We start from the raw sequence: 24,768 nt of genomic DNA, 5'->3' as shown, positions 1-24,768 counted from the left end.
TTCGCTCGAGTGTCGTCGTTCGCTGTCGCTGCTGATCGCTCACCGCAGGATCTCCGCCTCGTCCGGGTCCGGCACGATCACCGTGCCGACCCCGTCGTCCGTGAACATCTGGAGGAGAACCGAGTGCGGGACCCGTCCGTCGATCACCCGGGCCGCGCCCACGCCACCCCGCACGGCCTGCAGGCAACCGGTCATCTTGGGCACCATGCCGTCGCTCAGCTCCGGCAGGAGCTTCTCCAGCTCGCAGGCCGTGAGCCGCTGGATGACCTCGTCACTGTGCGGCCAGCCCGCGTACAGACCCGCGACGTCCGTCATCATGACGAGCGCCTCGGCACGCAGCGCGGTCGCGAGCGCTGCCGCCGCCGTGTCGGCGTTGACGTTGTAGACCAGGCCGTCCTCGGCGCTGCGGGCGAGCGGCGAGACCACCGGGATCCGGCCGTCCGCCAGCAGGCTGTCCAGGGCGCCGGTGTCCACGCGGGTGATGTCGCCGACCCGGCCGACGTCCACCGGCTCCCCGTCGATCCACGGCACGTGCCGCACCGCGGTGAGGGTGTCCGCGTCCTCGCCGGTCATACCGACGGCGAGGGGGCCGAAGCGGTTGATCAGCCCGACCAGTTCGCGCTGCACCTGGCCGGCGAGGACCATCCGTACCACGTCCATCGCGGCCGGCGAGGTGACGCGGAGTCCGGCTCTGAACTCGCGCTCCAGGCCCCGCCGCGCGAGCTCGGCATCGATCTGTGGGCCTCCTCCGTGCACCACCACGGGCCGCAGCCCGGCATAGCGCAGGAAGACGATGTCGCGGGCGAAGGCCGCCGTGAGCTCCTCGTTGACCATGGCGTGTCCGCCCAGCTTGATGACGACCGTCCGGCCCTGGTGGCGGGCCAGCCACGGCAGGGCGTCGCCGATGGACTGGGCCTTGGCCATGGCCGGGTGCATGCTGGCGGTGGCGGTCATTGGCACGACTCCTTCTGTGGAAGACCCCGGCGACGGGCCGGGCCCGATGGCCGGTGGACGTGCGCTCGAGAACGGCACGAAAACACTTGGCTGTGCTGCGGGCTTTTGGGATGGTGAATACATTTCGGCCCGAGCTGTGCTCGTGCCGTAATCATCGCGCGCGGACGCGGGCCGACGGAAGCCGATTCCGGTCGACTCGCTCGAAAAGGCGACCGATTCTGCCACATGAGTGTGTCCCGCTTTCGGGACACGTCCTGTCGACAGGACAGTGGACGGCAGATATCGAGGTATTGGGTCCCGCAGGACTCCACGGGTTCCCGAAACGTGCATGATCTGGCTTGGCGGTCTCGCCAACTCCATCCCACCGATGGATGATGATTCATTTTCTTCTCGAAAGTGAATCGTGGACGGCTTGAATTGGAGTGGATTGATGAGCAGCAACCCGTTCGACGACGCCGACGGCCGGTTCTACGTTCTGGTGAACGACGAGCAGCAGCACTCGTTGTGGCCCTCGTTCACCGAGGTTCCGACCGGCTGGCGCATCGTGTTCGGCGAGGAGAGCCGCGACAAGTGCCTCACGTACGTGGAGGACAAGTGGACCGACCTGCGGCCGCAGAGCCTGCGGGACGCGATGGTCGCCGACGCCGCGTGAGCTGACCGGGCACGGCCCGGAACCGCCGTGGGGTGTGCCGCGTCAGGCGGCCGAGGACGCTTCCGCCACGGGGTGGTTGAGGTCCAGCTCCCGCTCGGTGCGCCGCAGCACGATCGAATCGGCGATCTCGCCGCTGCGTACCGCGATGTTCGACAGCAGGGACGACGACATGCCGTGGGTGTGCTCGGTGCCGCCCTGGAGATAGACGCCGCAGGTCAGTCCCGATGCGGTGACGAGGCGGTAGTCGCGCTCCACCCGGTGCCTGCCCGCCGCGTCGCGCTGGAAGTGCTGGTCGAAGTCGCCGAGCAGGCGGGCCGGGTCCAGGCCGTCGTAGCCGGTGGCGAACACCAGCGCGTCGACGGCCAGCTCCTCCGTCCGGTCGTCGAGCAGCGAGTGCAGGACCACCCGCGCCCCGCTTCCGACGCGTTCGACCTCGGCGACCCGGGTGAGGTTGCGGAAGTGCAGCCGCTGGCTGCCGCCGCGCACCTGCTCCTCGTACGAACGCTGGTACAGGGCCCGGATGACGTCGGCGTCGACCACCGAGTAGTTGGTGTTGCGGTGATAGCGCCAGAACGCGTCCCGTGCCCGCTCGGTGCCGAAGTAGTACTCGTCGACCGCGTCGGGGTCGAACACCTGGTTGGCGAAGGGGGTGTCGTCGGCGACGGAGTAGCCGTACGACGGGATGACCGCGGAGACCTGTGCGTGCGGCAGCGAGTCGTAGAGGAACCGGGTGATCTCGGCCGCGCTCTGGCCGGCGCCGACCACCGCCACGCTCTTGAGGTCGCCCGAGGCCTGGGCGTTGAACTTGCCCAGGAACTCCGAGCTGTGCCACACCCGCTCGTCGGACGTCACACCATCCGGCAGGCGCGGCACCAGGCCCGTCGAGATGGTCACGTTGCGTGCGGTGACCACGCTGGTGGTGCCGTCGCCGCTGCGCACCTCGATCTCGAGGAGGTTGGGCGTCCGTGACCCGGCCTCGGTGACGGGCCGGATCGAGGTGACCTCGGCGCCGTAGGTGACCTTGTCGCGGAGGCCGGCGGCCGCCCAGTCCAGGTACTGGTGGAATTCGTGCCGGGTCGGGAAGAAGTCCTGGTTGTTCACGAACTGCACCAGCCGGTTGGAGGCGTGCAGGTACGAGATGAAGCTGAACCGGGACATCGGATTCCTGAAGGTCGCGAGGTCCTTGAGGAATGAAATCTGCATGGTCGTCGACGGCAGCAGCATGTTCCGGTGCCAGCCGAACGAGGGCTGTCGCTCGAAGAAATGGGACTTGACCGGATGCTGCGGAGCGCTCGCCCCGTGCTCCTCCAAGGCGATCGCGAGCGACATGTTGGACGGGCCGAAGCCGATGCCGACCACGTCGTAGATCTCTTGGTTGCGCCTGCCAGTTATGCCCATAGAAATTTCTCCCGCTTGCGTCTGGAAAACTCGGCCGGTGGCCCGAGAGACCGTTCTGCAGTGTTGCTCCCGAGAGTATCTCAAGGCAACTTGAAGACGGCCTGAAGACTGTTTTGAGTGCTTCTTGAGTCGCTCGATTATCCGAGGGCTTTGTCCTGTCGACGGGACGGCGATATGGTCGGCGCGGATTATCAAGATCTTCGCGTGACGCGGCCGGTGGCCGATGGCCCTTGTATCCCGTGTCCGGAGTAATGCGATCAGTCATGCCCTGAGCCAGGGTCATGCCCTGAGCCAATTGTCGAAAGGGTGTATCCGAATGTTCGTGCCCAGCTCTTACCGCGAACCGGACAGTTCGTGGATGGTGGACCTGATCCGTGGTAATCCACTGGCGCTCGCGGTGGCCAATGGCAGCCCCGAGAACGGTCCGTTCGCCACGCACCTCCCGGTCATCTTCGACCCCGAGACGTCCGGCGACTGGTCCGGCGAGCTGCCGGGTGCCACGCTGCTCGGACACATGAACCGGGCGAACCCGCACTGGTCGGCGCTGGAGACGGGCGGCGTCCTGCTGCTGACGTTCACCGGTCCGCATTCCTACGTGTCGCCCACGGTGTACGAGAAGACGCCGGCCGCCCCGACCTGGAACTTCACCGCGGTGCACGTCCGGGGCGTGGTGGAGAAGATCGACTCGATGGACGAGACGCTGAGCGTGGTGGAGTCCACCGTGCGCGCCTTCGAGGGGCGGTTCGGCAACGGCTGGGACATGACCGAGTCGCTCGGCTACTTCCGCAAGATCGCGCCCGCCGTGGGGGCCTTCCGGTTCACGGTGACCGGGGCCGAGGGCATGTTCAAGCTCAGCCAGGAGCAGCCGGACGAGGTGCGCGACCGGGTGCGTGAGTCGTTCGGGCAGAGCGCGTGCACGTACAAGCGCGAGACCGCCGGGCTGATGAGCCGGCTGTCCTGACGCACCGAAGGCCTCGGCGCCGGGGACTCAGGCGCTGACGGCCACGGGCCGGGTCTGCTCGGCGAGGTCGTCCAGGGCGCTCGCGGCCGCGCTGTCCAGCGTGGTCATCACCCACTGCTCGAAGTCGACGCCCAGCTGCTCCGCGGCCTTGTGCCACCACTGGACACGGCTGCCGGGGACCTCCAGACGGCGGCTCGGCTCGGTGGGAGTGCGGGGCAGCTGCTCGCCCTGGCGCGCGGCGCGGATGGCGCCGCGCAGCTGCTTGGTGGTCCACTGCCCCTGCTCGGCGCGGTCGAGCCAGCGGTCCTGGTCCTCGACCGGCATGGAGGCCAGCTCGGCATGGTGCTGGAAGCTCAGGGTGGGCCGGCGCCGGGTGAAGTCGAAGCGCCGTGAGACCCATGCGTAGTTGCGCAGGGTCTGGTACGAGAGGCCGACGGCCTGTATCCCGCGCTGGTACCGGTCGGTGTAGTGGTCCTTGCCGTATCTCAGCCAGTCGCCCAGCCACCAGGAGGACGAGTCGAGGACGCCGGCGAGCTGGCGCCCGGCCCGCTCCCACTCGTCGTAGGCCATCCCGGTCGGCATCTGCAGGCCCACCTTGGTCGTCAGCACCTGGCCCCGGCGCGGCGCGGCCCCCGCCATGCGCGGCTGCCGTGCCGGGGGCTGCGGGGGAGCGGCTGCCGGGCCGCCATGCGGCCCTGCGGTTAGACCGGCCTGACGTGCCATCATGCCTCCATCAGAAGGGTGTATATAACCGGCGAGAAGTTTCGCGGGGCGGGCTGGAGCGGTACCGGAGCGGCGTTCGAACGGCCGCACGGTGTCCTGTCGACAGGACGAAGCGCGACCGCATGTCCAATCCCGACCGGAATTCATTGCCGGCCACCGCTCTGTTTCCCGCCCGAGTTTGCGGCCGCGGGACGTCAATGAGCCTGCTTGTGCACGTAATTCGGCCGCCTGAATGTCGAAAAAGAACCAGTGGGCAGGTATTTTCATGCCGTGGTTCGATTTCGCCGAAGGACCGCACAAGTACCGCATCAGCCAAATTCGGACGACCTTCAGGACGGGGAATGAAGATGACGATACGAAAGCGACCAGGGGTCGGCGTGGTCGGTCTGGCGGCACTCGCGATCATGGCCACCGCCTTCACCGCTCCCGCCCAGGCAGCGGAGGACACGGCCGCGAAGGCGGCCGACCACCAGGCGACGCAGCGCGCGATCGACGCTGCCGTGGCTGCCGGCATCCCCGGCATCACGGTCGAAGCGCGGGATGCCAACGGCATCTGGAAGTCGGCATCCGGCGTGGGCAACATGAAGACGGGTGCACCGCGCGGCAAGAACGACCGGTTCCGCGTCGGGCACGTCACCGCCACCTTCGTGGCGACGGTCCTCCTCCAGATGGAGGCGGAGAAGAAGCTCAGCCTCGACGACACCGTGGAGCGCCATCTGCCGGGCGTGGTGACGGGCAACGGCAACGACGGCCGCGCGATCACCGTACGACAGCTCCTCAACCACACCAGCGGCCTGTCCGACTACTTCGCCGACGCCGACTACGTCTCGACGTACGTCCTGGGCGACGGCTACCTCCAGCACCGGTACGAGACCATGCCGCACAACAAGCGCGTGGAGGTGGCCCTCTCCCACGCGCCGGTGTTCCAGCCCGGCGCCCGGCACGGGTTCTCCAACACCAACGACATCCTGACCGCGATGATCGTCGAGAAGGTCGGCGGCAAGCGGTACGAGGACGAGGTGCGCAAGCGCATCATCGAGCCCCTGGGGCTCACGGCGACGTCCACCCCCGGCAACGGCGTCAACCTGCCCCAGCCGAGCAGCCGCGCCTACTCCAAGCTCTTCTTCCAGACGCAGCCGGACAAGATCGACGACGTCACCGAGGTCAACGGGTCGCAGAGCTGGGGCAACCTCGACATCATCTCCAGCGCAGCCGATCTGAACCGGTTCTACAGCGCCCTGATGCGCGGGAAGCTGCTGCCGCCGAAGCAGCTGGCGGAGATGAAGACGACCGTCGTCAACCCCGACTTCCCGCTCTCGTCCTACGGCCTCGGCCTCGAGCGGCTGACGCTGGGCTGCGGCACCACCATCTGGTACCGCGACGGAGGCACGGTGGGCTGGCTCTCCCTGGTCGCCACCACCGAGGACGCCGGCCACCAGCTCACGTTCAACTACAACAGCGACTGGCGACCGGACGACCTCCTCACCATCCTCAACGCCGAGTACTGCGCCGCGCCCTAGCGCACGCCGAGGCAGGTCACGAGGCCGCCCTCCCCGACCGAGACACCCGGTGACACCCGGCGACACCAGGACGCCGGCCCGCACGACGAGCCGTTGGCGTGGTGCGGGCCGGCACCTGTGAGCCGTGCCTTCGAGCCGCAATCAATTCCGAGGCTGTCGTATGGACGGCGAACGCGACGGGTGACAGGGCCCGGATCGCGTGAGAAGGACATGTGTGTCACATCGGGAGGGTTCATGACAGTGCGAGCAGCCGTGGCGGGGGCGAGTGGATATGCGGGGGGCGAGCTCCTACGCCTGCTCCTGGCCCACCCCGAAGTGGAGATCGGTGCTCTGACCGGGCATTCCAGCGCGGGACAGCGCCTCGGCGCGCTGCAGCCGCACCTGGCTCCGCTGGCCGGGCGTGAGGTACAACCCACCACCGCCGACGCCCTCAAGGGGCACGACGTCGTCTTCCTCGCCCTCCCGCACGGCCAGTCCGCCGCCGTCGCGGAGCAGTTGGGCGACGAAACGCTCGTCATCGACTGCGGCGCGGACTTCCGCCTCGCGGACGCGGCCGACTGGGAAACGTTCTACGGCACGCCGCACGCGGGCACCTGGCCCTACGGCCTGCCCGAGCTGCCCGGATCCCGCGCCGCGCTGGCAGGGACCAAGCGCATCGCGGTGCCGGGCTGCTACCCGACCGCCGTCCTGCTGGCCCTGTTCCCCGCGTACGCGGCGGGACTGGCCGAACCCGAGGCGGTGGTCGTCGCGGCGTCCGGCACGTCCGGCGCCGGCAAGGCGCCCAAGGCGGACCTGCTCGGCAGCGAGGTCATGGGCTCCATGCGGCCGTACGGCGTGGGCGGCGGCCACCGGCACACGCCCGAGATGGTGCAGTACCTCAGCGCCGCGGCGGGTCGCCGGGTCGCCGTCTCCTTCACCCCGACCCTGGCCCCCATGCCGCGCGGCATCCTCGCCACCTGCTCCGCCGCGGCGCGGCCCGGGGTCGGTGCGGACGACGTACGGGCCGCGTACGAGAAGGCCCTGGCCGACGAGCCGTTCGTACGGCTGCTGCCCGAGGGGCAGTGGCCCAGCACCGCGGCCGTGTACGGATCGAACGCCGCGCAGATCCAGGTGGCCCTCGACCCGGCGGTCGGCCGGATCATCGCGATCAGCGCCATCGACAACCTCACCAAGGGCACCGCGGGCGGTGCCCTCCAGAGCATGAACGCCGCCTTCGGCCTGCCCGAGGGACTGGGGCTTTCCACGATCGGAGTCGCACCGTGAGCTGGGCGAACAAGGAGATGCAGTGAGCGTCACCGCAGCACGAGGCTTCACGGCGGCGGGCATCGCCGCAGGAATCAAGCAGAACGGCAACCGAGACCTGGCTCTCGTCGTCAACAACGGGCCGCGCAGCGCCGCGGCCGGCGTCTTCACCTCCAACCGGGTGCAGGCCGCCCCCGTCCAGTGGTCCCGGCAGATACTCGCCGACGGCGAGATCCGCGCGGTCGTGCTCAACTCCGGCGGCGCCAACGCCTGCACCGGGCCGCAGGGCTTCCAGGACACGTACGCCACCGCCGAGAAGGCCGCCGAGCGGCTCGGCCTGGACGCGGCGGACGTGGCGGTCTGCTCCACCGGGCTCATCGGCGTGCCGCTGCCCATGGACCGGATCCTGGCCGGCGTCGAGAGCGCCGCCACCCTGCTGTCCGAGTCCGGCGGCGAGGACGCGGCAGTCGCCGTCATGACCACCGACACGGTGCACAAGACGGCCGCCGTCACCCGCGGCGAGTGGACCGTCGGCGGCATGGCCAAGGGCGCCGGGATGCTCGCCCCCGGCCTCGCCACCATGCTCGTCGTGCTCACCACGGACGCCGCCCTGGACAGCGCGGCCTTGGACCGGGCGCTGCGGGACGCCACCCGGTCCACCTTCGACCGGGTCGACTCCGACGGCTGCATGTCCACCAACGACACCGTGCTGCTGCTCTCCTCCGGGGCCTCCGAAGTCACCCCGGAATACGCCGAGTTCGCCGAGGCCGTCCACACGGTCTGCGCCGACCTGGCGCGGCAGCTCATCGGGGACGCCGAGGGCGCCAGCAAGGAGATCCGCATCGAGGTCGTGGGCGCCGCGAGCGAGGACGACGCCGTCGAGGTGGGCCGCTCCGTCGCCCGCAACAACCTCCTCAAGTGCGCCATCCACGGCGAGGACCCCAACTGGGGCCGCGTCCTGTCCGCCATCGGCACCACCTCCGCCGTCTTCGAGCCCGACCGCCTCAACGTCGCCATCAACGGCGTGTGGGTCTGCAAGAACGGATCGGTGGGCGAGGACCGCACGCTGGTGGACATGACCGGCCGCGAGGTCGGGATCACCGTGGACCTCGCCGCGGGCGCGGACTCCGCCGTGATCTGGGCCAACGACCTCACCGCCGAGTACGTCCACGAGAACAGCGAGTACGCCTCATGAGCGCTTCCGCGTCTCATGAGGGCCCCCTGTACGCAGTGAACAACGACGTGAGCTTCGAGGGAGCGACGGCATGAGCAACGGCGCGGACACGGCGGACCTGACCGGGGCGGGCAACGCGGCGCTGACCCGCCGCTGGCAGGGCGTCATGATGGACAACTTCGGCACCCCCCTGCTGCCCCTGGTCCGGGGCGAGGGCACCCAGGTCTGGGACGCGGAGGGCAACGAGTACCTCGACTTCGTCGGCGGCATCGCGGTCAACTCGCTCGGCCACGCGCACCCCGCGGTCGTACGGGCCGTCTCCGAGCAGGTCGCCTCACTCGGACACGTCTCGAACCTCTTCATGGCCGAACCGACCGTGCGCCTCGCCGAGCGCCTGCTACAGCTCGCCGGGCGCCAGGGCCGGGTCTACTTCTCCAACTCCGGCGCCGAGGCCAACGAGGCGGCCTTCAAGATCGGCCGGCTCACCGGCCGCACGCACATGGTGTCGGCCGTCGGCGGCTTCCACGGCCGCACCATGGGGGCCCTGGCCCTCACCGGCCAGCCGGCCAAGCAGCGCCCCTTCCAGCCGCTGCCGGGCGACGTCAGCCACGTGCCGTTCGGGGACGTGGAGGCCTTGCGCGCCGCCGTCACCCCGCACACCGCGCTGCTGATGCTGGAACCCCTGCAGGGGGAGAACGGCGTGGTCGTGCCTCCGCCCGGCTACCTGCGGGCCGCCCGCGAGATCACCGCAGCGACCGGAACCCTCCTCGTCCTGGACGAGATCCAGACCGGCATCGGGCGCACGGGCCGCTGGTTCGCGGCCGAGGCCGAAGGCGTCGAGGCGGACGTCGTCACCCTCGCCAAGGGCCTGGGCGGCGGTCTGCCCATCGGCGCGACGCTCGCCTTCGGCGCGGCTGCGGAGCTGCTCACTCCCGGCGCGCACGGCTCCACCTTCAGCGGGAACCCCGTGGTGTGCGCGGGCGCCCTCGCCGTACTGGACACCATCGAGCGGACGGGCATCCTCGACCACGTGACCTGGACGGGGGAACGGCTGCGGCGCGGCCTGGAGACCCTGGACCACCCGCTGGTGCGCGAGGTCCGCGGCGCCGGCCTGCTGCTGGGCGTCGTGCTCAACGGAAAGTTCGCGGCGCAGGTGCAGCAGGCGGCCCAGGACAAGGGCCTCCTGGTGAACGCGGTGATGCCGGACGTCATCCGGCTCGCCCCGCCGCTGAACGTGTCGGACCGTGAGGTGGACACGTTCCTCGACAGCTTCCGGGCGGCCCTGTCCGAAACCCTCGGCTCGGTGCTGACGGCGGCCTGACCCCGCCCCGCGGGTCCCGGCGGACCCGACTAGGCGAGCCCCGCGCCGGCGGTCACCCGCTGCGCGGTGCTCGCCGTCAGCTCGTTGAAGCGGCACAGCAGTTGGTTCTGCTCCTGTTGCAGCCGCTCGATGCGGCGGTGCAGGCGGGCTATCTCCTCGCAGAGGGGGAGCACCGCGTCGTCGGCCGTCGCGTCCGTCACCGCGGGCGCCGACTCGGCCCGGGGCGCCTCGGCCCGAGGCGGGCCGGCCGGGCGGGTGCCCGCCGCCGCGGCGAGGGCGGGGTCGTGGTGGAGGATCGCCTCCATCAGACCGCGCAGAGCGGGGCCCGGCTCGACACCGAGTTCGTGCACCAGGCGGTTGCGCGCCCGTTCGTACACGCGGAGCGCTTCCGCCTGCCGGCCGCAGCGGTACAAGGCGACCATCAGCAGGTCGTAGAACCTCTCCCGCATGGGGTGATCGGTGGTGAGCTCCACCAGCTCGCCGGTGATCTCGCCGTGGCGCCCGGTGCGCAGATACGCGTCGTACATCATCTCCAGAGCGGTCAGCCGGTGTTCCTCGAGCTGGGCCGCCTTGCCCGCGCAGATGTCGCCGAGCACGCTGCCCTCCAGCGCCGGGCCGCGCCACAGCGACAGCGCCCGGCGCAGCAGCTCACCGGCCTGCCCCGGGTCGCCGGGCAGGATCCGCCGGGCCTCGTCGGCCAGGTGCTGGAAGCGCGCGGCGTCCGTCTCGACGGGGGCGAGCTGCAGGGTGTAGCCGCGCGAGGTGGTCACGATCCACGGGTGCCGTGCGTGCTGTTCGTGCTGTTCGGCGCTCTGGCTCTCCGGTCCGGACAGCAGCCGGCGCAGCCGGGCCACATGGAGCTGGAGCGCGTTCGCCGCGTTGGCGGGCGGGTGCTCGCCCCACAGCTCGTCGATGAGCCGCTGCACGGAGACGTTGTGCCCGGCCTTCACCACCAGTGCGCCCAGCAGTGCACGCTGCTTGGCACCTGTGGGAACGATCCGCAGACCGGTCCGTTCGTCCTGGACTTCCACGAGACCGAGCAGGCGGAACTCCATCTCATCCCCTCACACACGCTGGCATCTCAGTCAGTTGCAGGAGTCGGGCGGCCACGCGTCGGCGGTTCACCGAAGGGTTCAGGAGGAGCGCATCGCGCCCGCCGCGGCGAGCGCAGTGGTCGCGTCCCGTTCGATCTGCCGCAGCAGCGGCCCGGGATCGTCCTGGAAGTAGAAGTGACCGCCGTCGAAGACGCGCAGGCCCAGAAAGTGCTCGGTGTGCTCTTCCCAGCCGGTCATCCGAGCCGGTGAGGCGGAGTGGTCCTCGCCGCCCGCGTAGGCGGACAGCGCCACGGGCAGCGGACCGGTGCCGGGAACGGGGCGCCAGGTCTCCACCAGGCGCAGGTCGGCCCGGATGACCGGTTCGAACAGGGCCCACAGGTCGGGGTCGTCGAAGACCGCGTCGGGTGTGCCGCCGAGCAGCTTCAGACGGGTCCGCAGCTCGGCGTCGGGCAGCTGGTGGTACCGGTTCTCCGGTCCCGCCGGCTGTGGTGCGGTCCGTGCGGAGACCCCGATCCACACCGGCAGCGGCAGGCCCCGGTCGACGGCCCGCCGGGTGATCTCGTACGTGAGGAGGGCGCCCATGCTGTGCCCGAACAGGGCGTAGGGGCCGCCCGTCAGCTCGGGCTCGATGATGCGCAGCAGGTGGTCGGCGAGGCGGCCGGCGTCCGCGATCTGCGGCTGGTCGAGGAGGAGGCCGTGGCCCGGGGCGTCGAGCAGCGTCACGTCCCACGTGTCCGGCAGTCCGGCGGGCCAGTGGCGGTACAGCAGGTGCGAGCCCCCCGCGTGGTGCAGGACGAACAGGCGCAAGTCAGGTCGTGTGCCGTCCATCTCTCTCCCTCCGATCGGCCGCGCGTCCTCGGACCATAGAGCGCCGGAAGACCGACAGGGCGCGGGCACCAGCCGGACTCTGGCGCCGGTGCGGCGGCTCTCGAGCGATCCTCAGGTGGCGCGGCGCGGACGCGGGGCGGCAGACACCGGGGAGAGAGCGTGCGCCTGTCGGGGAGTGGCCTGAAATCCCGCGCGTGACTGCGGCGAGGTCCGTGCGGATCTCGAGTGGTTCGCCACCGTGAGCGGCGAAGACCGCCCCGAACGTACTCGGAGACCTCCGTCGCCCGGCCGCTCGAGCGGACCTTGACCGGGTCTCAAAAGGGCCGTGGATACAGTGGCGGCAAGTCGGCTACCGGCAACGCGGGCAGCCAAGCCCGTACGACGACCGCGGCCCGACCCAGACGGCCGAGGTCCCGCGCCACCGCTCGAACCGGAGCGGACAGCGGACGGGCCGATCGGCTGCCGTACGTCCTCATCCCAGGAACGTGAGGCAGCCGGTCTCCCATGAATCCAGTGGGGTGCAGAGGACGACCGGGAGGTCGGCCGGCCTGCCGCCCTGGTACCGCTGACGGCCGAGTCCTTACGGTGACGCGGCAGAACGCCGGGGTCGCCACCGATGCCGGGTGTCCTGCCGACCGGACAGGGCCGATCGGTGAGCCCGCGCCCGGGCCATCTCCAACTCCGAGTCACCCCATGACAGTTAAGGACGGTGCCAGTTGAGCACGAACCCCTTCGACGACGAGAACGGCCGCTTCCGGGTTGTCGTCAACGACGAGGAGCAGCACTCCCTTTGGCCCGCATTCGCCGAGGTGCCCGCGGGCTGGCGGGTGGTCTTCGGTGAGGCGGCCAGGTCCGAGTGCCTGCAGTACGTCGAGCAGAACTGGACCGACCTGCGCCCCGAGAGCCTGCGCGAGGCCATGGCGGCGGGCTGAGCGCCGCTCGGATGCTCGTAGGCCGACCGCAGTGGAACGACAGTGACCGCCACCCGGGTGCTCGCTCGAGCGACCGGTGTACGCCCAGGCAAACACTCTGAGTGGGGAGATGAAGGTTGTGAGCGGCGCTGTGAGGACCGCCAGCAGATACAAGGCGGGGCCGGTGGGCAACAGCGGTGAGCCCGCGCAACGCGATGCGGTCGTGTCGTTCGCGGGGTCGCAGGCCACGGTGCAGAAGTCGGGGATGGTCTTCCCGCAGAACCTGTCGGAGCGGTCCTGGGAGCAGATCGGGACCAACCTGCGCGAGCTCGTGAACTCCTCCGCGTGGTGGCTTGCCGACTGGATGAGCTACGGGGAGGCCACCTACGGGTGGCGGCGGTACAAGGAGGCGATCGAGCGCACGGGGCTCGACTACCAGACCTTGCGCAACTACGCCTGGGTGGGCCGCCGGTTCGAGCACCACCGCAGGCGGGACAGCCTCAGCTTCGCCCACCACGCCGAGGTGGCCCGCCTGTCGCCGCCGGAGCAGGACTACTGGCTGCGCAAGGCCGAGCAGCAGAAGTGGTCGCGCAACGAACTCCGCAGGTCGGTCCGTGCCAGCCTGGCCGTGCAGAGCAGCACGACCGAGGTCCCCGCGGGCAGCGGCGACGAGAAGCAAGAGGTACCCCGGCTGGCCGACTCGGCAGCTGCCGAAAAGCGCCGGCAGAAGGTCACCACGCTCACCATAGAGCTGTCCGCAAGCCAGCTGGAGTACTACTCGAAGACGGCTGCCGCGCACGGTCTGCCCGTTGACAAATGGGTGGCCCAGGTGCTCGAAACCGCCGATCGCCGGACCGCCTAGAGGCGCATCGCCCCCCGTGCCGGCCGCCCCCCGTTCCCGGGGGTGCGCCGGCGGCTCGTCCGACCGGACACCTCTCACATCGGAGTCAGTTGATGATCCTTCAGGGAAAGCGGGTCGCCCTGCCCCCGGCGCCCGTCGTCCACAAGCAGTTCGAGGCGAACGTGGCGGCGGCGCCCGGCGCCGTCGCCGTCTTCTGGGCCGGCCAGGAGCTGACGTACGCGGAGCTGGACGTGAAGGCGAATCGTTTCGCCCACTTCCTCGCCGAGCGCGGACACGGCCGGGGCGCGAAGGTCGGCGTCTGTCTCGACTACTCGATCGACATGCTCGTTGCCATCCTCGGCACCCTGAAGGCGGGCGCGGCCTACGTGCCGTTCGACCCGGCCTACCCTGCGGCCCGGCTCCAGCTGCTGCTGGGCCAGGTGCCCGACCTCGCCCTGATCGTCGCCTCCCCGGCCACGGCCGACATGGTCGGGTCGGCGGACGTCGACGTCATCGACCTCGAGCAGCTCGCCGACGGCCTGGCGGCTCTCCCGTCGACCGCTCCCGACGTCACCGTCACCGGCGACGACATCTGCTACGCGGTCTTCACGTCCGGTTCGACCGGTACGCCCAAGCTGACCGCGGTGCGGCACGAGGGCTGGTTCAACCTGATGAACTGGCTGAAGCTCGAGTACGGCCTGCACAGCGGGTCGAACCACCTGGTCGTCAGCGCGTTCGGGTTCGACCTCTCCCAGCGCAGCCTGATGACACCGCTGTTCGTCGGCGCCACCCAGAACCTGATGGCGACCCGGAACTTCGACGCCATGATGGCCTACCGCCTGCTCCGCGAGCGCGACATCCGTGTGGTGCACTGCGCCTCCAGCACGCTGTACCTGCTGGTGGACTGGGAGACCGCGCGCGGCGGCGACGTCCTCGCCAAGCTCGACTACGTACTCTTCGGCGGCGAGGCCCTGAAGGTCCAGCGGCTCACGGACTGGGCGCGGCGCGAGGGCAACACGTGCACCCTCCTGCACCAGTACGGCGTCGCCGAGTGCACGGACGTCGCGACCTCGTACGACCTGGCCGACTACCGGCCCGGCGAGCACGACGTCCCGCCGGTCGGCAAGCCGGCCTACAACACCGACATCCACCTCGTCGACGAGGACCTGCGCGGTGTCGCGCCGGGGGAGCAGGGCGAGATCTGCATTTCCGGTGCCAGCGTCGGCGCGGGCTACCTCAACAACGGTCCCGAGAACGCCAAGTTCACGACGATCGAGGTCGACGGGGAGCCGCTCCGGGTCTACCGCACGGGCGACCGCGGCCACGTGAACGAGGCCGGCGAGCTCATCGTCCTCGGCCGGATCGACGCCCAGGTGAAGGTGCGCGGCATGCGCATCGACCCCACCGACATCGAGCGCGCGCTCGCCCGGCTGGCCGGGGTGCGCGAGGCCGCCGTGGCCATCACGTACACCGACGCCGGCGAGGCCGAGCTGATCGCGTTCATCGTCCCGGCGGGGGACGACCCCACCGAGGACGCCCTGCGCACCGGCCTCCTGGAGACGCTGCCGCGGAACATGGTGCCGGCCACATTCGTGAACGTCCCGCTGCTTCCGCTCAGCCCGCACGGGAAAGTCGACCGCGTCGCGCTGGTCGATGCACACCGGAAGCAGTTCGCCGACAGCGGCATTGCCGCGTAGTCGACGGAATTTGATGACAACCGAGAGGGCTGTGATGATTGCCGACAGCGTGCGCGCCATTTGGTGCCGGGAACTCCAGCAGGACGAGATATCGGTCGACGATGATTTCTTCGCCCTGGGCGGCCAGTCCTTGATCATGGTCAAGATTCAGGGTGCTTTCATGGACGAGTTGGGCGTCGAGGTCCCGATGGACCAGATGTTCCTCAACTCGACGGTGGCGTCGATCTCTGCGTACATCGAATCCCTGGGTGTACCGACCCGGTAGCTTCAGGCGTGGTCGATGGCCTGTCGTGTCTCGCCGGCGAGACACGACACGGCGTCGGCGTGTATTCCTCGCGCTGGTTCTATTTATCCCGCCAGTTCGAATCGGCTAGCATCGAATTCATGCTCGGCGGCGGTTATTCGGTCCGCTGCTTCGATAGCGCGCTCAATCGCAACGGATTTCCGGTTGCTGCCGCGTTGGGTCAAAAACTACCTGGTAAGAGAGGCGGAGGCGCCATGTACGACGTGATTGTCATCGGTGCCCGTTGCGCGGGCTCGCCGACGGCCATGCTATTTGCGCAGCAGGGTTATCGAGTGCTGCTCCTGGAGAAAGCACGATTCCCTCAGGACACGCTGTCCTCGCACTACCTGCACATGCAGGGCGTCGCGCTGCTCAACCGGTGGGGACTGCTCGACAAGCTCCGCGACGCGGGCTGCCGGCCGATCACCAAGCAGGTCTACGAGGGCCCCGGTGTCCGCATCGAGGGCTTCTCCCTGCCGATGGACGGCCTGACGGCCACGTACGCGCCGCGGCGCTTCGTGCTCGACCCGATCCTGGCGGAGGGCGCCGTCGAGGCCGGCGTCGAGTTCCAGGAGGGCTGCGCCGTCAACGACCTGCTGTTCGAGGACGGCCGGGTCGTCGGCGTGCGGTACACCACGCCCGGCGGCGCCGAGGCGACGGAACGGGCCCGCCTGGTCGTCGGCGCGGATGGCATGCGCTCGCTGGTCGCGCGCAAGGTCGGCGCGGAGAACGTCATCGAGCACCCGCGGCTGACCTGCACCTACTACAGCTACTGGGCCGGGGTCCCCTCGGACTTCGAGCTGTACGAGCAGCCGGGCCACTGGATCGGCGTGCTGCCGACCAACAACGACCTCACGCTGCTCATGGCCTACTTCCCCCAGGCTGACTTCGGCGCGGTCCGCAAGGCGGTCGAACCCGCCTACCTCGATGCCTTCCGTACGACGGCGCCCGAGCTGTGGGAGCGCATGCAGTCGGGCGAGCGCGTGGAGCAGCTGTACGGCACGGGCCACCAGGACAACTACTTCCGCAAGGCCTACGGGCCCGGGTGGGCGCTGGTCGGCGACGCGGTGAACCACAAGGACTCCATCACCGCCCGCGGCATCACCGAAGCCTTCGTCCAGGCCCAGAACCTCACCGATTTCATCGGGGACGGCCTGCACGACGACGCCAAGCTCAAGTCGGCGCTGAGGCGCTACGAGAACGAGCTGAGCAACGAAGCCCTCAACCACTACCAGGGCGCGCTCAACGTGGCCGAGCTCAAGCCCGAGGGCCGGGTCGACATGCTGCGGAAGCTGGTCGGCCACCAGGAGCACATCGACCGGTACTTCTCGACGCTGTCGGGGGCGTGCTCCATCGACGACTTCTACAACGACGAACTTTTGACCCTGCTCGACCAGAGCTGAGTGACGACTTGCTCCCTGGTTCCGCCGATTTGGAGAAACAATGATCCCGTTGTCGTTCGCGCAGCGTCGGCTGTGGTTCGTGGACCGGTTCGAAGGCCCTTCGCCGACCTACAACGGCGCTTTCGCCCTGCGGCTGACCGGTGAGCTGAACGTGGGTGCGCTGGAGACGGCGCTCCGCGATGTCATCGACCGGCACGAAGTCCTCCGCACGGTGATCGTCGAGGGCGACGACGGCATCCCGCACCAGGAGGTGCTGGCGTCCGGCCACAAGCCCTTCGAACTGCCGGTCGTCGAGGCCGCGGAGGAGAAGCGGGCGGCGGCGGTCGACGCGGCTGCCGTCGAGACCTTCGACCTGGCCACCGACGTGCCGATCCGCGCCACGCTGGTGCGGACCGGCCCGCTCGACCACACCCTGGTCCTCGTGGTGCACCACATCGCCCTGGACGGGGAGTCCCTCGGGCCGCTGCTCCGCGATCTCACCACGGCGTACTCGGCCCGCAAGGAGGGCGACGCCCCCGTGTGGGAGCCGCTCCCGGTGCAGTACGCGGACTACACGCTGTGGCAGCAGGACATGCTCGGCGACGAGTCCGACCCGGACAGCCTGGCGGCCCGGCAGCTGGAGTACTGGCGCGAGGCCCTGGCCGACATGGCGCAGCCCCTGGCCCTGCCGACGGACCGCCCGCGCCCCAAGATCACGAGCCCCCGCGGCGACCTGGTCAAGTTCCCGATCGAGGCCGACCTGCTGCGCGCCGTGGAGAAGGTGGCCGCGGAACAGGACACCACGGTGTCCATGGTCATGCAGTCGGCGCTGGCGGTGCTCCTGCACCACCTCGGCTGCGGTGACGACGTACCCCTCGGCGCGCCGATCGCCGGCCGCACCGACGAGGAGCTGCGGGACCTCGTCGGGTTCTTCGTCAACACCTGGGTGCTGCGCGTCGACCTCTCCGGGAACCCGACCTTCCTCCAGCTGCTCCAGCGGGTGCGGGACCGGGCCCTTGCCGCGTACGACAACCAGGACATGCCGTTCGAGCGCCTGGTGGAGCTGCTCAACCCCGACCGGTCCACCGCCTACCACCCGTTCTTCCAGGTGATGCTCGCCTGGCAGGAGCCCCTGGGGGACCTGGAGTTCGCCGGCCTCGGTGTCGAGTCCGAGACGCTCGAGACCGGAACGGCCAAGTTCGACCTGTTCTTCAACATGATCCCGGACGGCGCCGGCGGGGCCGGAGTCCGTCTGGAGTACGTCACCGACCTGTTCGACCGGGCGACGGTCGAGCGCCTCGCGGACCGGTTCGTGCGCGTGCTGGGCGAGCTCGTGGCCGACTCGGAGCGCGCCATCGGCGGCATCGACGTGCTCGAGGCGGCCGAGCGGGACCTTCTGCTCGTCCAGTTCAACGACAACGCCACGGCGGCGTCCGAGCTGACCGTCCCCGAGCTGTTCGAGAGCCAGGCGGCCAGGACGCCGGACGCCCCGGCGATCCTGTGCGACGGCCGGACGCTGACCTACCGGGAGCTCGACGACCGGGCGAACGCCGTCGCGTGGGAGCTGGTCCGGCGCGGTGCCGGTCCGGAGGACCTGGTGGTCCTGGCGCTGCCGCGCACCGAAGACCTCGTCGTCGGCCTGCTCGGCATCCTCAAGTCCGGTGCCGGCTACGTGCCGATGGACCCGCAGTACCTCGCCGGACGCGCGGAGACCGTGCTGTCCGAGGCGCGCCCGCGTTTCGCGGTCACCGACACCGCGACGGCGCAGGACCTGCCGCAGAACGACATGTCGAGCATCAACCTCGACCTCCGCGCCGAATGGGACGCGCCCCGGGGGCCGCTGGACAACACCGGCCGCATCTCGCCGCTCGGCCCGGACAACCTGGCGTACGTGATGTACACCTCCGGCTCCACGGGCAAGCCCAAGGGCGCGGCGATCACTCACCGCAGCGTCGTCAACGGCGTCCAGGAGCTGGTGCGCGTCATCGACGCGCCGACCGGCTGGAAGATGCTCGCCGGCACCTCGGTGAACTTCGACGTCTCGGTCTTCGAGCTGCTGACCACCCTGTCCACCGGCGGCACCGCCGAGGTCGTGCCGAACGCGCTGGCGCTCGCCGAGCGGGACAGCTGGGACGGCCACGTCATCAGCGGTGTCCCCTCGGTGCTCGGCGAACTCGTCGGGCACCTGGGCAAGGCGACCGACGTGCGCACGATCGTGTTCGCGGGCGACGTGCTCCCGGCCCGACTGGTGCACCAGGTCCGCGAGGCCCTGCCCGACGTACAGATCGTGAACTCCTACGGGCAGAGCGAGAGCTTCTACGCCACCACCTTCTCCCTCGCGGCGGCCGAGGAGTGGGCGCAGAGCGACGTCGCGCCCATCGGCACCCCGCTCGGGAACATGCGTGCCTACGTGCTGGGCCCGGGCCTCGCCCCGGTGCCGCAGGGCGTGATCGGTGAGCTGTACGTGGTCGGCACCTGCCTCGGCCGCGGCTACCACGACCGCCCGGGCCTGACCGCCGAGCGCTTCGTGGCGAACCCGTTCGCCGCCGGCGAGCGGATGTACCGCACGGGCGACCTGGCCCGCTGGAACGCACGCGGTGAGCTGGAGTGCGTCGGCCGCGGTGACGGCCAGGTGAAGGTGCGCGGCTTCCGCATCGAGACCGCCGAGGTGGAAGCGGCGATCACGCAGCACCCCGGTATCAGCGAGGCCGTGGTGATCAGCCGCGAGGTGGGCTCGGACGGCCGGCGGCTCGTCGCCTACGTGGTGCACACCGGCGAGGGGGCCGTCGGTGACGACGGCGCCGGCGGTATCGGCGACGTGGACGTGCAGGCCGGAGCCTCGTCCGCCGAGCTGCGCAAGTTCGTCGCGGCGCGGCTGCCCGACTACATGGTGCCGTCGGCCTTCGTGGCCGTCAGCCAGCTGCCGCTCGGCCCGACCGGCAAGCTGGACCGCTCGGCGCTGCCCGAGCCGGAGTTCCTGGGCGAGGCCTACCGCGAGCCGCGCACCGAGGCCGAGAAGATCATCACCGCCGCGTACGCGGACGTGCTCGGCGTGGACCGGGTCGGCATCGACGACGACTTCTTCGCCGTGGGCGGCGACAGCCTGCGCTCGATCCAGGTCGTGGCCCGCGCACGGGCCCGGGGCCTGAACCTGACCACGCGGGAGATCTTCGAGTGCCGCACCGCGGAGCGGCTGGCCGAGGTGGCCTCCGACCGCAAGGACCAGGTGCCGGTGCTCGCGGAGCTCGAAGGCGGCGGCGTCGGCGAACTGGCGCTGCAGCCGGTGGCGCAGCACGTGTTCGAGCACGGCGGCGGGATCAACCGTTTCGCCATGTCGATCGTGCTCGAGCTGCCCACGGGCATCGACGAGAGCGGCCTGGCCGCGACGCTGGACGCCGTGCTCGACCGGCACGACCTCCTGCGCGCGCAGCTGGTGCGCGGCGGCGAGCCCTCCCTCGTCGTACGTCCGCAGGGAACCGTACGGGCGGCGGAGCTGATCCGCCGCGTGCCCGTGGCCGGCGGGTGGGACGACCCCGCCGCGCTGGAGGCGGCGAAGGCGGAGGTGGACGCCGCGGCCGGCCGGCTCGACCCGGAAGCCGGGACCATGGCCGACTTCGTCTGGTTCGCCGCGGACTCGGGTGCGGGCAGGCTGCTCGTGGTGCTGCACCACCTGGTGGTGGACGGCGTCTCCTGGCGCATCCTCATGTCGGACTTCGCCGAGGCGTGGCAGCAGGTCAAGACCGGCAAGGCGGCCGAGCTGCCCGAGGTCGGCACGTCGGCCCGCCGCTGGGCGGCGGCGCTGGAGTCCGAGGCCCTCTCCCCGGAGCGGGAAGAGGAACTGGACTACTGGCGCGACATGCTCGAGTCGTCCAACCTCCCACTGGGCGAGCGGGCGTTCGACCCGGCCGTGGACATCATGTCCACCCTCGACACCGTGCGCGTGCAGCTGCCCGCCGAGGTCACCGAGGCGGTGCTGACCAAGCTTCCCGCCGCGTTCAAGGGCACCGGCACCGACGTGCTGCTCGCCGCGCTCGCCCTCGCGGTGAACCGCTGGCGCGGTGACGACCGTTCGACCCTGGTCCGCCTGGAAGGACACGGCCGCGAGGAGGACGTCGTCCCCGGCGCGGACCTCTCCCGGACCGTCGGATGGTTCACCAGCATGTACCCGGCCCGGGTCGACGTGCAGGGCGTGGACCTGGCCGACGTGCTCGCGGGCGGCTCCGCCGCCGGCAAGGCGATCAAGCTGGTCAAGGAGCAGCTGCGCGGTGTTCCGGACAAGGGACTGGGCTACGGTCTCCTGCGCTGGCTGAACCCGGAGACCGCCCCGCAGCTCGAGGACTACGCGGCGCCGCAGATCGGCTTCAACTACCTCGGCCGGATCTCCGACGCCGACGTGCCCGAGCACCTGCGAGCCGAAGGCTGGGTGCCGGCGGACTGGTCCGCCCAGCTGATCCCGATGCCCGACCCGGACCTGCCCGCGCTGTCCGCGCTGGAGGTCAACTCGGTCGTCACGGACACCGCCGACGGCGCCCGGCTCCAGGCCGTCTTCATGTTCCCCACCGGGGTGCTGTCCCGCGAGCGGACCGCCGAACTGGCCGAGCTGTGGGTCGAGGTGCTGCACGGCATGGCCGCGCACGCCGCACGCCCGCAGACCGGCGGGCTCACGCCCTCGGACGCCCCGCTGGTCTCGGTGAAGCAGGACGAGATCGACGAGTGGGAGGAGCGCTACGGCAAGCTGGTCCAGGTGTGGCCGCAGGCCCCGGGCCAGTCCGGCATCCAGTTCCAGGCCGCGCTCGCCGACGGCACCTTCGACGTCTACCACATGCAGTTCCTGCTGCACCTGACCGGGCACGTGGACCCGGAGCGCATGCGGGCGGCCGGGCAGGCGCTCCTCCAGCGGTACCCGAACCTGCGCTCCGCGTTCGTGGCCGGAGCCGACGGCGATCCGGTCCAGGTCGTGGCGGAGCACGTCGCCATCCCCTGGCGGCACATCGACCTGACCGGTCTCGACGAGGCCGGGCAGGAAGCGGCGGTCGACAAGGCCCTCGCCGACGACCGGGCCGACCAGCTCGACCCCACCCGGCCGCCGCTGATCCGCCTGGGCCTGCTCACCTGCGGGCCGCAGAAGGCGAAGCTCATCATCACGGCGCACCACACCCTGTTCGACGGGTGGTCGTCGCCGCTGGTGATCAAGGACCTGGTCCGGCTGTACGGCGGCACCGAGGAGCTCGCCCCGGTCCGGAGCTACGGCGACTACCTGGGCTGGCTGTCCAAGCAGGACCGGGACGCATCGGCCGCCCGGTGGAAGGACGAGCTCGCCGAATTCGACCAGCCGACCCTCCTGGCCGCGGACCTTCCCGAGAAGGGCGAGGCCTCCCGCCTCGGCCGCGTCGAGGTCCCGCTGTCCATCGACAAGGGCCGGGAACTCGCCCGGCGCGCCGCGGAACTCGGCGTCACGCTGAACACGCTGCTCCAGGGCGCGTGGGCCGTCCTGCTCTCGAAGCTGACCGGCGGGAGCGACGTCGTGTTCGGCGCGGCCGTCAACGGCCGCCCGGCGGACCTGGTCGGTTCGGACGAGATGGTCGGCCTGTTCATCAACACCCTGCCGACCAGGGTGCGCTGCCGGCCGGACCAGACCGTCGGCGAGGTCATCGCCGACCTGCAGGACCGGCAGATCTCACTGCTCGACCACCACTACTACGGCCTGGCCGACATCCAGCGCGGCGTCGGACTGCCCGCCCTGTTCGACACGATCGTCGTGTTCGAGAACTACCCGATCGACCGCGAGGGCATCGTCGAGGCGAACGACTCGGCAGGTTTCACGATCGACGCGATCCGGCCGTTCGCCGGCTCGCACTACCCGCTCACCCTCAACTCCTCCGACCCGTACCTGCGGCTCTCCCTCGACTACCAGACCAACCTCTTCGAGCGCGACGCGGCCGAGGAGATCGCCGCCCGGCTCGTCCGGGTGCTGGAGCAGGTGCTCGAGGACCCGAAGAAGCCGGTCGGCGCCATGGAGGTGCTGTCGGCACAGGAGCGGGACTGGCTCGTCAAGGGGATCAATGACACGGCACATCCGGTGGCGGCGGACACTCTGCCGGGCGCGTTCGAGGCTCAGGTGGAGCGCACCCCTGACGGTGTGGCGCTGATCGGCGAGCAGGAGACCCTGACCTACGGCGAGTTCAACCGGCGCGCGAACCGGCTGGCGCACTGGCTGGTCGAGCAGGGTGCCGGCGCCGAGCAGCTCGTCGCCGTGAAGATCCCCCGCTCGGTGGACCTGATGGTGGCGATCTACGCGGTGGTGAAGGCCGGTGCGGCCTACCTGCCGATCGACACCGAGCTGCCCGAGGACCGGGTGGGGCGCGTGCTGGACAGCGCGAAGCCGCTGCTGGTGCTCGGCGCAGACCTTCCGGACGTCTCCGGTTACCCGGAGACGAACCCGGAGCGCGCACTGTCGCCGGACAACGCCGCGTACGTCATCTACACCTCCGGCTCCACCGGCCGTCCCAAGGGCGTGCAGGTGGCCCACCGGGCGATCCTGAACCGGCTCAAGTGGGGTCTGGCGCACTTCGGCGTCGGCGTCGAGGACCGGGTGCTGCTGAGCACGACGGCCAGCTTCGACGTCTCGGTGCCGGAGATCTTCGCGCCGCTCCAGGTCGGCGCCGCGGTCGTGATCGCGCGTCCCGACGGGCGCCGGGACCCGGCCTACCTCGCGGACCTGATCCAGCGGGAGCGGGTCACCGGAGCGGACTTCGTGCCCTCCCTGCTGGAGGCGTTCGTCAACGAGCCCTCGGCCAAGGAGTGCACCAGCCTGCGCTGGATCGAGGTCGCCGGCGAGGCGTTCCCGCCCGCGCTGGCCAACCGGGTCGTCGAGGTGCTGCCGGGCTGCGGTGTGCACAACCTCTACGGGCCCACCGAGGCGTCCGTCGAGGTCACGGCGTACCAGCACGTGCCGGGTGCCGACCGGGTGCCGATCGGCGCACCGGTGTGGAACACCCAGGTGTACGTGCTGGACGAGGCGCTCCGTCCGGTCGCGCCGGGGGTCACCGGCGAGCTGTACCTGGCCGGCACCGGGCTCGCCCGGGGCTACCTGGGACAGACGGAGCTGACCGCGAACCGGTTCGTCGCCTGCCCCTTCGGCGAGCCGGGAACCCGGATGTACCGCACCGGCGACGTCGTGCGGTGGAACCAGGACGGCCAGGTCGAGTACATCGGCCGGTCCGACTTCCAGGTCAAGCTCCGCGGCTTCCGCATCGAGCTCGGCGAGATCGAGACGGCGCTGGCCAAGCACCCGGACGTCGACGGCGCGGTGGCCCTGGTCCGCGAGGACCGCCCCGGTGACCAGAGGCTGGTCGCGTACGTGGTGACCGGCAAGGCGGAGGCCCAGCTGGACCTCACGGCCCTGACGGACCTGGCCCGGGAGAACCTGCCGGAGTACATGGTCCCCTCGGCGATCGTGCCGCTCGCGGCCTTCCCCACCACACCGAGCGGGAAGCTCGACCGCAAGGCGCTCCCCGCACCGGACCACACGGAAGCCGCCGTGACCGGACGAGGGCCTCGCAACCACAACGAGGAAGTCCTCTGCCGGCTGTTCGCCGAACTGCTGGGTCTGCAGGAGGTCGGCATCGACGCCGACTTCTTCGACCACGGCGGGCACTCGCTGCTCGCCACCCGGCTGACCGGCCGCATCCGCAACGAGCTCAAGGTCGACGTGAAGGTCACCACCGTGTTCCGCAGTCCGACCGTCGCCGAGCTGGCGGCCCGGCTCGAGAAGACGGGCACGTCGAACCGCCCCCAGCTTCGCCCGATGAACGTGTAGGAGTACG

17 protein-coding genes are annotated in these 24,768 nt (G+C 70.3%); 12 read left to right on the top strand and 5 right to left on the bottom strand.

What is annotated here, in order from left to right:
• Nucleotides 1-39 precede the first annotated feature (39 nt).
• Entirely contained in the window at nucleotides 40-954 is a 915-nt protein-coding gene (gene argB / locus OHT74_RS41540; protein ID WP_328623584.1) for an acetylglutamate kinase, read from the bottom strand.
• A 430-nt stretch (nucleotides 955-1,384) separates the two neighbouring features.
• On the opposite strand from argB, the gene OHT74_RS41535 reads away from it, so the two are divergent.
• Nucleotides 1,385-1,606, top strand: a complete 222-nt coding sequence (locus OHT74_RS41535; RefSeq protein WP_266674296.1) for an MbtH family protein — start codon at nucleotides 1,385-1,387, stop codon at nucleotides 1,604-1,606.
• A 42-nt stretch (nucleotides 1,607-1,648) separates the two neighbouring features.
• Here the strand turns inward: OHT74_RS41535 and OHT74_RS41530 are convergent, their stop codons facing one another.
• Complete coding sequence (locus tag OHT74_RS41530) at nucleotides 1,649-3,004, bottom strand: lysine N(6)-hydroxylase/L-ornithine N(5)-oxygenase family protein (RefSeq protein ID WP_328623583.1); 1,356 nt, start codon at nucleotides 3,002-3,004, stop codon at nucleotides 1,649-1,651.
• A gap of 316 nt (nucleotides 3,005-3,320) precedes the next feature.
• On the opposite strand from OHT74_RS41530, the gene OHT74_RS41525 reads away from it, so the two are divergent.
• The gene (locus OHT74_RS41525; protein ID WP_266674299.1) at nucleotides 3,321-3,965 is read left to right on the top strand and encodes an FMN-binding negative transcriptional regulator; all 645 of its coding nucleotides are present in this window, start codon (nucleotides 3,321-3,323) and stop codon (nucleotides 3,963-3,965) included.
• Nucleotides 3,966-3,992: 27 nt separating this feature from the next.
• Here the strand turns inward: OHT74_RS41525 and OHT74_RS41520 are convergent, their stop codons facing one another.
• Nucleotides 3,993-4,604 (bottom strand): LmbU family transcriptional regulator, encoded by a 612-nt coding sequence (locus OHT74_RS41520; protein WP_266636612.1) that lies wholly within the window; start codon nucleotides 4,602-4,604, stop codon nucleotides 3,993-3,995.
• Between the two features lie 431 nt (nucleotides 4,605-5,035).
• Between OHT74_RS41520 and OHT74_RS41515 the strand changes: the two genes are divergently transcribed.
• The 4 genes from OHT74_RS41515 (at nucleotide 5,036) to OHT74_RS41500 (ending at nucleotide 9,945) form a co-directional block, all read left to right on the top strand.
• Nucleotides 5,036-6,208: a serine hydrolase domain-containing protein gene (locus tag OHT74_RS41515; RefSeq protein ID WP_266674301.1), complete on the top strand. Its 1,173-nt coding sequence runs from the start codon at nucleotides 5,036-5,038 to the stop codon at nucleotides 6,206-6,208.
• Nucleotides 6,209-6,442: 234 nt separating this feature from the next.
• Nucleotides 6,443-7,471: an N-acetyl-gamma-glutamyl-phosphate reductase gene (argC, locus tag OHT74_RS41510; protein ID WP_328623582.1), complete on the top strand. Its 1,029-nt coding sequence runs from the start codon at nucleotides 6,443-6,445 to the stop codon at nucleotides 7,469-7,471.
• 22 nt (nucleotides 7,472-7,493) lie between these two features.
• A complete protein-coding gene (gene argJ / locus OHT74_RS41505) occupies nucleotides 7,494-8,645 on the top strand; it encodes a bifunctional glutamate N-acetyltransferase/amino-acid acetyltransferase ArgJ (protein WP_328623581.1) in 1,152 nt (383 codons plus the stop codon).
• A gap of 70 nt (nucleotides 8,646-8,715) precedes the next feature.
• On the top strand, nucleotides 8,716-9,945 hold the full coding sequence (locus OHT74_RS41500; protein ID WP_266674307.1) for an acetylornithine transaminase: 1,230 nt from the start codon (nucleotides 8,716-8,718) through the stop codon (nucleotides 9,943-9,945).
• 29 nt (nucleotides 9,946-9,974) lie between these two features.
• Here the strand turns inward: OHT74_RS41500 and OHT74_RS41495 are convergent, their stop codons facing one another.
• Nucleotides 9,975-11,000, bottom strand: coding sequence for an AfsR/SARP family transcriptional regulator (locus OHT74_RS41495; protein ID WP_328623580.1), 1,026 nt, complete (start codon nucleotides 10,998-11,000; stop codon nucleotides 9,975-9,977).
• A gap of 78 nt (nucleotides 11,001-11,078) precedes the next feature.
• Nucleotides 11,079-11,828 (bottom strand): thioesterase II family protein, encoded by a 750-nt coding sequence (locus tag OHT74_RS41490; RefSeq protein WP_266674311.1) that lies wholly within the window; start codon nucleotides 11,826-11,828, stop codon nucleotides 11,079-11,081.
• 716 nt (nucleotides 11,829-12,544) lie between these two features.
• Between OHT74_RS41490 and OHT74_RS41485 the strand changes: the two genes are divergently transcribed.
• The 6 genes from OHT74_RS41485 (at nucleotide 12,545) to OHT74_RS41460 (ending at nucleotide 24,761) form a co-directional block, all read left to right on the top strand.
• Nucleotides 12,545-12,760 (top strand): MbtH family protein, encoded by a 216-nt coding sequence (locus tag OHT74_RS41485; RefSeq protein ID WP_328623579.1) that lies wholly within the window; start codon nucleotides 12,545-12,547, stop codon nucleotides 12,758-12,760.
• A 163-nt stretch (nucleotides 12,761-12,923) separates the two neighbouring features.
• Nucleotides 12,924-13,601: an LmbU family transcriptional regulator gene (locus OHT74_RS41480; RefSeq protein ID WP_266674315.1), complete on the top strand. Its 678-nt coding sequence runs from the start codon at nucleotides 12,924-12,926 to the stop codon at nucleotides 13,599-13,601.
• 92 nt (nucleotides 13,602-13,693) lie between these two features.
• On the top strand, nucleotides 13,694-15,277 hold the full coding sequence (locus OHT74_RS41475) for an amino acid adenylation domain-containing protein (protein ID WP_266674317.1): 1,584 nt from the start codon (nucleotides 13,694-13,696) through the stop codon (nucleotides 15,275-15,277).
• Between the two features lie 34 nt (nucleotides 15,278-15,311).
• Entirely contained in the window at nucleotides 15,312-15,542 is a 231-nt protein-coding gene (locus OHT74_RS41470) for an acyl carrier protein (RefSeq protein WP_266674558.1), read from the top strand.
• Nucleotides 15,543-15,775: 233 nt separating this feature from the next.
• Nucleotides 15,776-16,963: an NAD(P)/FAD-dependent oxidoreductase gene (locus tag OHT74_RS41465; protein WP_266674319.1), complete on the top strand. Its 1,188-nt coding sequence runs from the start codon at nucleotides 15,776-15,778 to the stop codon at nucleotides 16,961-16,963.
• Nucleotides 16,964-17,003: 40 nt separating this feature from the next.
• Entirely contained in the window at nucleotides 17,004-24,761 is a 7,758-nt protein-coding gene (locus OHT74_RS41460; protein ID WP_328623578.1) for a non-ribosomal peptide synthetase, read from the top strand.
• Nucleotides 24,762-24,768: the final 7 nt, after the last annotated feature.

It is taken from the genome of Streptomyces sp. NBC_00354 (genome assembly GCF_036106915.1).
Lineage (GTDB): Bacteria > Actinomycetota > Actinomycetes > Streptomycetales > Streptomycetaceae > Streptomyces.
The sequence above is the reverse complement of the archived record's forward strand: the minus strand, read 5'-3'. Positions and strand labels throughout refer to the sequence as shown.